Below are 12,170 nucleotides of genomic sequence, written 5' to 3'. Positions count from 1 at the left end.
TTGCTTATGTCCATCGTTCGCATGACCGACCTCGATCTCTCCGGCAAGCGCGTGCTGATCCGCCAGGATCTGAATGTGCCGATCGACAACGGCCAGATCACCTCCGAGCAGCGCATCACCGCGTCGCTGCCGACGCTGAAGCTGGCGCTGGAGAAGGGCGCCGCCGTGATGGTGACCTCGCACCTGGGGCGTCCGAAGGAAGGCGTGTGGAGCGAGGCCGATTCGCTGGCGCCGGTGGCGGTGCGCCTGTCGCAGCTGCTGGGTGTCGAGGTGCCGCTGGTGCGTGATTGGGTCGATGGCGTGGACGTCGCACCGGGTTCCATCGTGCTGCTGGAAAACTGCCGCATGAATGTCGGCGAAGGCAAGGACGATGAAGCGCTGGCGAAGAAGTACGCCGCGCTGTGCGATGTGTTCGTCATGGATGCCTTCGGCACCGCGCACCGCGCGCAGGCCTCCACCCACGGCGTGATCCGCTTCGCTCCGGTCGCCGCTGGCGGTCCGCTGCTGATGGCCGAACTGGACGCGCTGGCCAAGGCGCTGCTCGCCCCGGCCCCGCCGTTGCTGGCGATCGTGGCCGGCAGCAAGGTCAGCACCAAGCTCGAACTGCTCTCCAGCCTGGTCGGCAAGGTCGACCAGCTGATCGTCGGCGGTGGCATCGCCAACACCTTCATCGCGGCCGCCGGTTACTCGGTCGGCAAGTCGCTGTATGAGCCGGACCTGCTGGACACCGCGAAGAAGATCGTGGCCGATGCCAAGGCGCGTGGCGCCGACATCCCGCTGCCGACCGACGTGGTCGTGGCCAAGCAGTTCCTGCCGGACGCCGACGCCACGGTGAAGGCCGTCACCGACGTGGCCGAGGATGACCTGATCCTGGATATCGGCCCGGAGACGGCCCAGCACTACGCTGGCCTGATCGCCAAGGCCGGCACCGTGGTCTGGAACGGCCCGGTCGGCGTGTTCGAGTTCGAGGCCTTCAGCCATGGCACCGAAGCGCTGGCCCGTGCCATCGCTGCCTCGCCGGCGTTCTCGATCGCCGGCGGCGGCGACACCCTGGCCGCGGTCGACAAGTACGACATCGCGGGCGAGGTGAGCTACATCTCCACCGGTGGCGGTGCATTCCTTGAGTTCCTGGAAGGCAAGACCCTGCCGGCCGTCGCCGCGCTGGAGGCCCGCGGCTCGTGAGCCGCGATGTGCTGTTCTTCGATCTCGACGGCACGCTGATCGATTCGGCCGTCGGGATCACCGGGTGCGTGGCGCATGCGCTCACCCAGATGGGCCTGCCGGTTCCGCCCCAGGCGGACCTGCGGCGCTGGATCGGGCCGTCGCTGCGCACCAGCTTCGCGCCGTTGTTCAACGATCCGGCCCAGGTCGAACAGGCGGTGACGTATTACCGCGAGCGCTTCGACGTGGTCGGCTGGCGCGAGCACGAGGTCTACCCGCGGATCGGCCAGGTCGTGCAGGCCTTGAAGGAACGCGGCCATCGGCTGGCGATCGTCACCGCCAAGAACGAGCCGCACGCCCGGCGCATCGTCGAGCACCTGCCGTTCGGCGACTGCTTCGAGGATGTGATCGGGGCCACCCCGGATGGCAGCCGCAGCGAGAAGCCGCAGTTGGTCGCCGAGGCCCTGCAGCGGTTGTCGCTGACCCCGGCGCAGTGCTGGATGATCGGCGACCGGCGCATGGATATCGAAGGCGCCCGCCATCATGGTCTGCGCAATATCGGCGTGTTGTGGGGGTTCGGCGGTGCCGAAGAGCTCACGGCGGCCGGGGCGGCGCATCTCGCGCAGGCACCGGACGACCTGCTCAGCCTGATCGATTGAGGGCCGCGGCGGCGATCCGTACGCCGCCGCATGTCCTGCGCAAAGCCCCGCCGCGATTGGCGCTGGCCGCCGGGCGGTCAAACGACTGTCCGCCCGGTCGTCTCGGGCTGTCTGCAGGACAACAGCGAAACCCAAGCGTGCCAGCGGTGTAATCGTATTCATGGGACGTGATGGGTGTGCTAATTTCACTCCTTTAACGGGAGCCCATTAACCATGATTGAGCGTCAGCGTCGCACCAAGATCCTTGCCACCCTCGGACCGGCGACCGACCCGCCGGGCGTGCTGGAGGATCTCTTCCGCGCCGGCGTGAACGTGGTTCGCCTCAACTTCAGCCACGGTGACCCGTCCGGCCAGGCCAAGCGCGCCGCCGATGTGCGTGCCGCGGCCGCCCGCGTGGGCGTGGAAGTGGGCATCCTGGCCGATCTGCCGGGCCCGAAGATCCGTATCGAGCGTTTCGCCGAAGGCAAGATCAAGCTCAAGGCGGGCGACCGCTTCGACCTGGTTGCCTCGGCCACCCCGCCGCCGGGCGACACCACCCAGGTCGGCGTGAGCTACCTCGGCCTGCCGCAGGACGTGGTCGCCGGTGACGTGCTGCTGCTCGACGATGGCCTGATGCAGCTGCAGGTGATCGAAGTGCAGGGCGAGCGCATCATCAACACGGTACTCAACGATGGCGTGCTGTCCGACCGCAAGGGCCTGAACAAGCAGGGCGGTGGCCTGTCGCTGGGCGCGCTGACCGAGCGCGACAAAGAACTGATCGGCATCGTGGCCAAGATCGGCGTGGATTTCATCGCCGTCTCGTTCTGCCGCAACGCGCAGGACATGAACGACGCGCGCGAGATCGCCGAGTCGCACGGCTGCTACGCCGCGCTGGTCTCCAAGATCGAGCGCACCGAAGCGATCGAGAACCTCGAAGAGATCGTCGACGCCAGCGATGTGGTCATGGTCGCGCGTGGTGATCTGGGCGTGGAAATCGGCGATGCCGAACTGCCGGGCCTGCAGAAGAAGATCATCAAGGCCTCGCTGGCGCAGAACAAGGTGGTGATCACCGCCACCCAGATGCTGCAGTCGATGGTCGAAAGCCCGATCCCGACCCGTGCCGAAGTGCTGGACGTGGCCAACTCGGTCATCGACGGTACCGATGCGGTGATGCTGTCGGCCGAAACCGCCGCGGGTATGTACCCGGTCAAGGCGGTCGAAGCGATGGCGCGTATCTGCCTCGGTGCCGAACGCCAGTTCCAGACCGAGACCGATTTCGGCGCCTCGCCGCGCGGCCTTGAGCGTGCTGACCAGGCGATCGCCATGGCCACCATGTTCCTGTCCCAGCACGTGGGCGTGCGCGCGATCGTGGCGATGACCGAATCCGGTGGCACCGCGCGTTACCTGTCGCGCTTCCGCGCCTCGGCACCGGTGTTCGCGGTGACCCGCCATGACGGCGCCCGCCGCCAGATGGCGCTGATGCGCGATGTGTTCCCGATCAACTTCGACAGCCGCGGCCTGACCCCGCGCGAAGCCGCGCGCGGCAGCATCCGCCTGCTGTTCGAAGCGAACCAGCTGCAGAGCGGCGACCGCGTCGTCTTCACCAGCGGTGAGCACATGGAAACCCATGGCGCCACCAACACGCTGCGCCTGCTGGAAGTCGGCGAAGACGGCCGTGCCAGCGGCTTGGGCGAGCTTTAACCGACCCGCCCCGCAGTACCCGGACCCGCGTAGCCTCACAGCCGCGCGGGTTCGTCGTTTCAGATGGAATCGTTTCCAGATTTCGTGGACGGCCAGTTCACGGGAGGCGGGGTCTATAATTGGCGTTTTCCCGCACCCGCCACAGGAAGTACATGAGCATCGAACAGCTGGCTGAAACCGCACAGGCCATGGTCGCCCCGGGCAAGGGCATCATCGCGATCGACGAATCCACCGGCACCATCGGCAAGCGCTTCGCCAGCGTCGGCCTGGAGAACACCGAGGAGAACCGTCGCGCCTACCGCGAACTGCTGCTCACCACGCCCAAGCTGAACGAGCACATCTCCGGCGCGATCCTGTACGACGAGACCATCCGTCAGTCCACCAAGGACGGCGTCCCGTTCGCCAAGTACATGGCCGCCCAGGGCATCATTCCGGGGATCAAGGTCGACAAGGGCGCCCATGCCCTGGCCGGTTGCCCGGGCGAGCTGGTCACCGAAGGCCTGGACGGCCTGCGCGAGCGCCTGCAGGAGTACTACAAGCTGGGTGCGCGCTTCGCCAAGTGGCGTGCGGTCATCAACATCGGTGAAAGCATCCCGTCGGGCACCTGCATCGAGTCCAACGCCCACGCGCTGGCCCGTTATGCGGCGCTGTGCCAGGAATGCGGCCTGGTGCCGATGGTCGAGCCGGAAGTGATCATGGACGGCGACCACGACATCGAAACCTGCTACGAAGTCACCGAAGCGACCCTGCGTTCGCTGTTCGACGCGCTGTACCAGCAGAACGTGCTGCTGGAAGGCACCATCCTGAAGGCCTCGATGGTCATCTCCGGCAAGGGCTGCGAAGAGCAGGCCGACGTCGAGGAAGTGGCCGAGTCGACCGTGATGTGCCTCAAGAGCACCGTGCCGGCGATCCTGCCGGGCGTGGTGTTCCTGTCCGGTGGCCAGAGCGATGAGCAGTCCACCGCGCATCTGAACGCCATGAACCAGATGGGCAACCTGCCGTGGCCGCTGAGCTTCTCCTACGGCCGCGCCATGCAGCAGGCAGCGCTGAAGCTGTGGGCCAAGGACACCAAGGCCAACATCGCCAAGGCACAGCAGACCGTGTTCGACCGCGCCAAGGAAAACGGCCAGGCCGCCCTGGGCAAGTGGAACGGCTGATTCACGCCTGACCACCGTCAACGAGAACGCCGGCCTTGTGCCGGCGTTTTTGTTTGCGCGATACAACGGTGCGCAAAGGCGCGCGTGCTCTGGCACGATGCGGTCCACCTTCGCATGGATGGGTCTCATGTTCGCTCGCTTCTGTATCTGGCTGTGTGTGCTGCCGTTGCTGCTGGTGAGCGCATCGGCGCACGCTGTGCCATCGCGCGGCTTCGATGTGCTGCATTACGAGGTCGCGCTGGTGCCCGACATCGCCCACAAGCGCGTCACTGGCGAGCAGACGGTGCGGTTCCGGGCCGAGCATGCGCTGCGCGCAGTGACGCTGGACAGCGGCGCGCTCAAGGTGACGGCGGCGCTGCAGGGCGATCGCGCGTTGGCATTCGCGCAGGACGAGGCCAAGGTGCACATCACGCTGGCCGAACCGCTTGCGCGCGGCGATACCGCCAGCGTGACGATCCGCTATCACGGCCAACCGCCGTATGGCCTGGAATTCGCGCCCGAGCGCGACGAGGTCTACACGATCTTTTCGACCAGTCAGTGGATGCCGTCGGTGGATGCCCCCGACGAGCGCGCCACGCTGGCCCTGTCCGTGACCCTGCCGGCGGGCCTGTTGGCCGCCGGGACCGGTCGCGCGCTGCCGGTGCGCACGCTTTCCGATGGGCGCATCGAACATCGCTGGCAGCTGGAGACGCCGATGCCGGGGTATGTCTACGGCTTCACCGCAGGCCGATATCACGAAGCCACACAGCAGCATGGCGCGACCGGCTTGCGGTTCCTGTCCAGGGAGCGCTCGCCCGAGCAGCTGCAGCGCGTGTTCACCGCTACGGGCGCGATGTTGGATTTCTTCGCCGCACGCGCGGGACTGCCGTATCGCGGCGACTATCAGCAGGCGCTGGTGGCCCGCACGATCGGGCAGGAAATGGCCGGGCTGTCGCTGATGTCCGAGCGCTACGGCCAGCAATTGCTGGAAGACCCCGCCCAAACCGCGTTGATGGCGCACGAGGCCGCGCATCAGTGGTGGGGAAACCGGGTGACCTGCGCCGGCTGGGAACATTTCTGGCTCAACGAAGGCATGGCCAACTTCATGACCGCCGCCTACCTCCAGCAGGCGCAGGGAGAGGCGGCCTACCAGGCGCAGGTCACCATCTGGCGCACGCGGCTGGACGCGCTGCGTGCCAAGGGCGCGGATCATGCGCTGGTGTACGCGGACTGGAGCGCGCCGACCGGCGATGACCGCGCGGTGGTGTACCAGAAGGGCGCGTACGTACTGCACCTGTTGCGCGGCGAAATGGGCGAGGCCGCGTTCTGGCGCGGCATCCGTGCGTACACGCAGGCCAATGATGGGCGGTCGGTGGTGACCGCCGATTTCCAGCGTGCGATGGAAACCGCGGCCGGCCGATCATTGCAGCCATTTTTCGCGCAGTGGGTCTACGGCGTCGGTTGACGCGTCAGTGCGCTGCCGCCGGCGGTAATCCCATCGCCAGCGGCGCGAAGATCGCCGAGGTTGACGGCTCGACCGGCTGACCCAGCGCGGCCAGCGCCGACTGGTAGGCCTTGTACGTCGCCGCGTTGTACGCCACCAGGATGATCCGGCGCGGCTGGTGGTGCGAGCGCTGCCAGGTCAGGGTCTCGGTGGCGGCGATGTGCGCGGCCTGGTGCAGCGGATAGCCGAACACGCCGCAACTGATCGCCGGGAAGGCGATGGATTCCAGTTCCAGCTTTTCAGCCAGCTGCAGCGACTTCCAATAGCAGTTGGCCAGCAGCGCCGGCTCGTCGCGCAGACCGTCCTGCCAGACCGGGCCGACCGTATGGAACACGTGCTTTGCCGGCAGATCGAACGCCGGAGTTTCGCGCACCTCCCCGGTCGGGCAGCGCATGCCGGGGCGGATCTCCGGCAGGGCGCGGCAGGCGTCGAGCAGCTGCGGGCCGGCTGCGCGATGGATCGCGCCGTCCACGCCACCGCCGCCCAGCAGGGATTCGTTGGCCGCATTGACGATCGCATCCACCGCCAGGGTCGTGATGTCGCCCTGCCACACTTCGATCTTCATGCGTACCGCTCCTTACGTGCTGATACCGGGTCCATACAACGAAATGACGTGCCTGCGCTGCACCGTAACCTGCGCGACATCTAGGCTGCGTCATCGTCGTCTCAGGCAGTGCGACCCGGCGGGCGCTGGCTGACATTCACACGATGCCGCCGGATCGCTTCACGGAAGATGAAGCGCGTCACCAAGCAGAACGCCCGCCGATCAAGGCGGGCGTTTCGTTCATACGGACCAACGCCGGGATCAGGGCAGACCGGCCAGCCAGTCGTCGTCGGAGCCTTCGTTGATGTCGGCGAACAGCGGGGTGGAGAAGTAGCGCTCGCCGGTGTCGGGCAGCATCGCCAGGATCACCGAGCCGGGTGCGGCCTTGGCGGCGATGTCCAGCGCGCTGGCGACCGTGGCACCGGCCGAGATGCCCACGAAGATGCCTTCCTCGGCCGCCAGCCGGCGCGAGGTCTCGATCGCGCGGGCGTCGTCGATGGTCAGCAGTTCATCGTAGACACCGCGGTTGAGCACCTCCGGCACGAAATCCGGGGTCCAGCCCTGGATCTTGTGCGGCTTCCACTCGTCGCCTTTGAGCAGGGCAGCGCCTTCCGGCTCCGTGGCGACGATCCGGGTCTCCGGTCGCGCCACCTTGAGCACCTCGCCGACGCCGGTCAGGGTGCCGCCGGTACCCCAGCCGGTGACGAAGTAGTCCAGTCGCCTGCCGGCGAAATCGCGCAGGATTTCCGGGGCGGTGGTGTTGCGGTGATAGGCCGGGTTGGCCGGGTTGGCGAACTGACTGGCCAGGAACCAGCCGTGTTCCTCGGCCAGTTCCTTCGCCCGGCGCACCATGCCCGAGCCACGCTCGGCGGCCGGGGTCAGGATCACCTTGGCGCCATAGGCGCGCATCAGCTTGCGGCGCTCGATGGAGAAGGTCTCCACCATCGTGGCCACGAACTTGTAGCCGCGCGCGGCGGCCACCATCGCCAGCGCCACGCCGGTGTTGCCCGATGTCGCTTCCACGATGGTATCGCCGGGCTTGAGCAGGCCCTTGGCCTCGGCGTCGAGAATGATCGCCAGCGCCAGGCGGTCTTTGACCGAGCCGCCGGGGTTGAACGACTCGACCTTGGCATACAGGGTGACGTGCTCGGGGGCGAGACGGTGCAGGCGCACCACCGGGGTGTTGCCGATGGTGTCCAGGATGGAGTCGTACAGGGCCATGGGGATGCTCCGGAGAAGTCGGTGCCGCCCGGGGGCCGTGCGGCAGGGGAAGGGTCGGGCCGGTGGCGGCGCAAGGCGCCCGCGCGCGGCCGGGCCGGGGTCGGTCAGACCGTACCGCTGGCATATGACCGCGCGAAATGACCTGATTACCTTCTTAAACAACGTTTGGTTATAAGCTGGTGACGGCATTTGCCCTACAGTCGGATGGCCCCCTCTCCATGCGCCGTATCGCCCGCCCATGACGCTGACTCAACTTCGCTACCTGGTCGCCATCGCCGACGCCGAGCTGAACATCACGCTGGCGGCGTCCCGTGTGCACGCCACCCAGCCCGGCCTGTCCAAACAGCTCAAGCAGCTGGAGGATGAACTCGGGTTCCTGCTGTTCGTGCGCAAGGGCCGCAGCCTGGAAGCGGTGACCCCGGCGGGCGTGGAAGTGATCGGCCGCGCCCGCGCCGTCCTGGGCGAGGCCAACAATATCCGCACCTATGCGGCCAACCAGCGCCGTGAAAGCCAGGGCCAACTGGTGCTCACCACCACCCATACCCAGGCGCGCTTCGTGCTGCCGCCGGCGGTGGCGCGGATCAAGCAGGCCTACCCGCAGGTCAGCGTGCATCTGCAGCAGGCTGCTGAAAGCGACGCGCTGGACCTGCTCAGCCAGGGCGATGCGGACATCGCCATCATCAGCACCGCGGGCGGTGAGCCCACGGCCGGCCTGGCCATTCCGCTGTACCGCTGGCGCCGGCTGGTGCTGGTGCCGCGTGGGCACGCGCTGGATCGCCCGGGCGCGGCGCCGGACCTGCAGGCGCTCGCCAGCCACCCGCTGATCAGCTACGAATCCTCCACCCGCGGCAGCTCCTCGCTGCAGCGCGCCTTCGCCAGCGCCGGGCTGACCCCGGACATCGCCTTGACCGCCCTGGATGCGGACCTGATCAAGACCTACGTGCGCACCGGCCTGGGGGTGGGCCTGCTGGCGGAAATGGCGGTCAACGCCAGCGACGAAGACCTGCGGTCCTGGCCGGCCCCGGCGCCGATCGACGAGTGCATCGCCTGGGCGGTGCTGCCGCGCGACCGCGTGCTGCGCGATTACGCGCTGGAGCTGGTGCACGTGCTCGCCCCGCAGATCGATACCCGCGACCTGCGCCGGGTGATCGACGGCAACCAGGAGGCCAACTGGCCGCTGCCGCCGACGTGGGAATCGCTGACGCAGACCATCACCGTCTAGCGACGGTGATGGCTGCCCGCGCATTCCCCCTCTACCCCGCGCCGTTGGCGCGCCCCCTTCAACAGAAGGGGGCTTTTCTCCAGAGGGGTTGAGGGGTTCGGTGGGCGCTTCGAAAGGGCCGCTGCGACGGTTGGTCGCAGGGCGTCGGGTCGGCCGGCCAACGCTCGGGCGCTACCATGACGGGGTGAACGTCCGCCGTCGCCCGTATGCCGTCCTGTTGCAGCTTGCCTTCGTGGCGACGTTGCTGATGGCGCTGGCGCCGCTGGTCAGCCGCTGGCAACAGGCGCATGCCGAGGCGCCGGTGATGCTGATGCCGACCGGCATGACCCACGCGATGCCCGTGCCGCCCGTGCCGCCCGATGCCCACGCCGGGCACGACATGCAGCACGACATCGCGCAGCGCGACGTGCACCACCACGACATGCAGCAGCACGACATGGCGCGCCATGACATGGCGATGCAACCCATGCCGATGCACGCCCTGCCAAGCGCCCACGACACCCCCGCATCGTCGCCACCGATGAGCGAGCACGCCGGCCATGGCGATGCCTGCGAGTACTGCATGATGGCCTCGCGGCTGATGCCGTGGCTGGCGGTGCTGATCCTGCTGCTGCCGGCGCTGCCGGTCATCGCACCACGCGTCCTGCGCGCGGTGGGCACGCCACGCAGCCTGCGCTGGCCTGCCCACGCCGCACGCGGTCCCCCCGCGATCTCCTGAAACCGCCGCCCTTCCTGCCCGTGTCGCCGTGATGGCGGCGCGTGCCTGTGTGCTTTTCTGGAGTTCCACCATGACTGTTTCTTCCCGCAGCGCGGGCGCACTGACGCGCCTGTCTGTTTCCCTGTCGCTGGCCCTGGTCGCGCTGCCGCTGCATGCCGCCAATGACGACGCCCGCACCCTCGATACGCTGGTGGTCACCGCCACCGCGCCGTCCTCGCCGCTGCACTGGGTCACCGATCAGCGGCTGCCGCGTCAGCCGGTGCCGGCCAGCGATGGCGCGGACTATCTGAAGACGGTTCCCGGTTTCTCGGCGATCCGCAACGGCGGCACCAACGGTGATCCGGTGCTGCGCGGCATGTTCGGTTCGCGTCTGAACATCGTCAGCAACGAAGGCAATCTGATCGGTGCGTGCCCCTCGCGCATGGACAACCCGCTGTCCTACATCGCCCCGGAGACCTTCGATCGGCTGACCATCATCAAGGGGCCGCAGAGCGTGCGTTGGGGCGCCGGCGCTTCGGCCGGCACGGTGCGCTTCGAGCGCGATACCCCGCAGTTCGATCAGCCCGGCGTGGATACCAACGCCAGCGCGCTGGTCGGCTCGCGCAACCGCAATGACCAGGTGCTGGATCTCACCGCCGGCGCCTCGCCGGGCTACGTGCGCGTCAACGGCAATCGCTCCGAATCGGACGACTACAAGGACGGCAACGGCGACGTGGTGCCGTCCACGTGGCGCAAGTGGAACAGCGATGTCGCGGTCGGCTGGACACCCGATGCCGATACCGTGCTGGAGCTGTCTGCCGGCACCGGTGATGCGATCGCGCGCTATGCCGGACGCGGCATGGACGGTGCCTCGTTCAAGCGCACCAGCTACGCCGCGCGCTTCGAGAAGGACAACCTGCCCGGCGCATGGGACAGGCTGCAGGCGAACCTGTACTACAACGACGCCGACCACGTGATGGACAACTACACGCTGCGCACGCCGAACCCGGCCAGCAGCATGCCGATGCCGATGGGCTCCAATGTCGATCGCCGCACCACCGGGGGCCGCATCGCCTCGGAATGGCGCTGGCAGGACATCGCCATCGTGGCTGGCGTGGACGCGCAGGACAGCCGTCACCGCAGCCGCAATGCGATGGGGCGCAACACGTACCGGCAGCAGCCGTGGCGCACCGATGCGCGCTTCGAGAACCTCGGGGCATTCACCGAGATCACCCTGGGCGAGGGCACAGCGCAGCGCTGGGTGGGTGGCCAGCGCATCGACCGTGCCGAGGTGAAGGACGAGCGCGCCACCAGCGGCATGATGGCCATGCCGAATCCCACCGCCGGGCAGGCCCGGCGCGAGACCCTGGGCAGCGGGTTTGTCCGGTTCGAGCGCGACATCGCCCCCGCCCTGACCTGGTACGCCGGTGTCGGGCACAGCGAGCGCATGCCCGACTACTGGGAACTGTTCTCGCCGAGTCTCGGCCCGGCTGGCGCGGTCAACGCGTTTACCGGCGTGCAGCCGGAAAAAACCACCCAGCTCGATCTGGGCCTGCAGTACCGCACCGATCGCCTCAATGCCTGGGTTTCGGCGTATGCCGGGCGTATTCAGGACTACATCCTGTTCACCTACCGCGACGGCGGCATGATGGGCAGTACCAGCCAGGCAACCAACGTGGATGCACGCATCGCCGGCGCCGAGGCGGGCGCGGAGTGGCAGCTGGCCCGGCAGTGGAAACTCGGCGGCACGCTGGCCTATGCCTGGGGCGAAAACCGCAGTGACGGCCGCGCGCTGCCGCAGATGCCGCCGCTGGAAGCCCGCCTCAGCACCGCCTGGGAAGGCGAGCGCTGGACCGTGGGCGCGCTGGCACGTGCGGTCTCCCGCCAGGGCCGGGTGGCGGCCGGGCAGGGCAACGTGGTCGCCCGCGATCTCGGCCCCAGCGCCGGCTTCGCCACCTTGGCCTTGAACACCAGTTATCGGGTCAATGAGGCGCTCCTGGTCAGTGCAGGCGTCGACAACCTGTTCGACCGCGCCTACAGCGAGCATCTGAACCTGGCCGGCAGCGCCGATTTCGGCTTCCCGGCCGATCCGGTACGGATCAATGAGCCCGGCCGCACCGCGTGGCTGAAAGTGAACTACCGGTATTGAGGCCGGCTGCCGGGCGGGGGCACGCCTCGCCCGGCGCCTGCTGCGCCAGCCACGACAGGGCAGCACCGCAGCGCGCGTTTCGACATGCGCCGATACATGGCGATACACGTCCGCTACCCCCCAGCACGAAAGGGCTTTCGCCCGCCACCGGCAGATGTGAAGGCGCCGGTAAACGCTTGGCACATATGTCTTCACCC

10 protein-coding genes are annotated in these 12,170 nt (G+C 67.9%); 8 read left to right on the top strand and 2 right to left on the bottom strand.

Translation table 11 applies throughout. The features are described from left to right. Positions 1 to 6 precede the first annotated feature (6 nt). The 5 genes from ACWV8V_RS18400 to ACWV8V_RS18380 all read left to right on the top strand — a co-directional run bounded on the left by ACWV8V_RS18400 (position 7) and on the right by ACWV8V_RS18380 (position 6,101). Positions 7 to 1,182 (top strand): phosphoglycerate kinase, encoded by a 1,176-nt coding sequence (locus tag ACWV8V_RS18400; protein WP_455900417.1) that lies wholly within the window; start codon positions 7 to 9, stop codon positions 1,180 to 1,182. Then, positions 1,179 to 1,820, top strand: a complete 642-nt coding sequence (locus tag ACWV8V_RS18395; protein ID WP_455900416.1) for an HAD-IA family hydrolase — start codon at positions 1,179 to 1,181, stop codon at positions 1,818 to 1,820. The genes ACWV8V_RS18400 and ACWV8V_RS18395 overlap by 4 nt, the downstream gene beginning before the upstream one ends. Before the next feature lie 213 nt (positions 1,821 to 2,033). After that, entirely contained in the window at positions 2,034 to 3,500 is a 1,467-nt protein-coding gene (gene pyk / locus ACWV8V_RS18390) for a pyruvate kinase (protein ID WP_259259314.1), read from the top strand. A gap of 152 nt (positions 3,501 to 3,652) precedes the next feature. Beyond that, positions 3,653 to 4,657 carry a class I fructose-bisphosphate aldolase gene (locus ACWV8V_RS18385; protein WP_123730338.1) on the top strand — a complete coding sequence of 335 codons (1,005 nt, stop codon included), beginning with the start codon at positions 3,653 to 3,655 and terminating at the stop codon, positions 4,655 to 4,657. A gap of 127 nt (positions 4,658 to 4,784) precedes the next feature. After that, complete coding sequence (locus ACWV8V_RS18380) at positions 4,785 to 6,101, top strand: M1 family metallopeptidase (RefSeq protein WP_455900415.1); 1,317 nt, start codon at positions 4,785 to 4,787, stop codon at positions 6,099 to 6,101. Between the two features lie 4 nt (positions 6,102 to 6,105). Here ACWV8V_RS18380 and ACWV8V_RS18375 read toward each other — a convergent pair whose 3' ends face one another. After that, positions 6,106 to 6,705 (bottom strand): O-acetyl-ADP-ribose deacetylase, encoded by a 600-nt coding sequence (locus ACWV8V_RS18375; RefSeq protein WP_123730339.1) that lies wholly within the window; start codon positions 6,703 to 6,705, stop codon positions 6,106 to 6,108. 240 nt (positions 6,706 to 6,945) lie between these two features. Then, positions 6,946 to 7,905 carry a cysteine synthase A gene (cysK, locus tag ACWV8V_RS18370; RefSeq protein ID WP_346472504.1) on the bottom strand — a complete coding sequence of 320 codons (960 nt, stop codon included), beginning with the start codon at positions 7,903 to 7,905 and terminating at the stop codon, positions 6,946 to 6,948. Positions 7,906 to 8,143: 238 nt separating this feature from the next. Between cysK and ACWV8V_RS18365 the strand changes: the two genes are divergently transcribed. The 3 genes from ACWV8V_RS18365 to ACWV8V_RS18355 all read left to right on the top strand — a co-directional run bounded on the left by ACWV8V_RS18365 (position 8,144) and on the right by ACWV8V_RS18355 (position 11,973). Further along, positions 8,144 to 9,127: a LysR family transcriptional regulator gene (locus ACWV8V_RS18365; RefSeq protein ID WP_121039345.1), complete on the top strand. Its 984-nt coding sequence runs from the start codon at positions 8,144 to 8,146 to the stop codon at positions 9,125 to 9,127. Positions 9,128 to 9,374: 247 nt separating this feature from the next. Next, positions 9,375 to 9,845, top strand: a complete 471-nt coding sequence (locus ACWV8V_RS18360) for a hypothetical protein (RefSeq protein WP_346472558.1) — start codon at positions 9,375 to 9,377, stop codon at positions 9,843 to 9,845. A 70-nt stretch (positions 9,846 to 9,915) separates the two neighbouring features. Continuing rightward, on the top strand, positions 9,916 to 11,973 hold the full coding sequence (locus tag ACWV8V_RS18355; protein WP_455900414.1) for a TonB-dependent copper receptor: 2,058 nt from the start codon (positions 9,916 to 9,918) through the stop codon (positions 11,971 to 11,973). Positions 11,974 to 12,170 lie beyond the last annotated feature (197 nt).

The sequence above is a fragment of the Stenotrophomonas sp. Ker107b genome (assembly GCF_053847245.1).
Note: the sequence above shows the minus strand (reverse complement) of the source record. Positions and strands in the feature narration are given on the sequence as shown.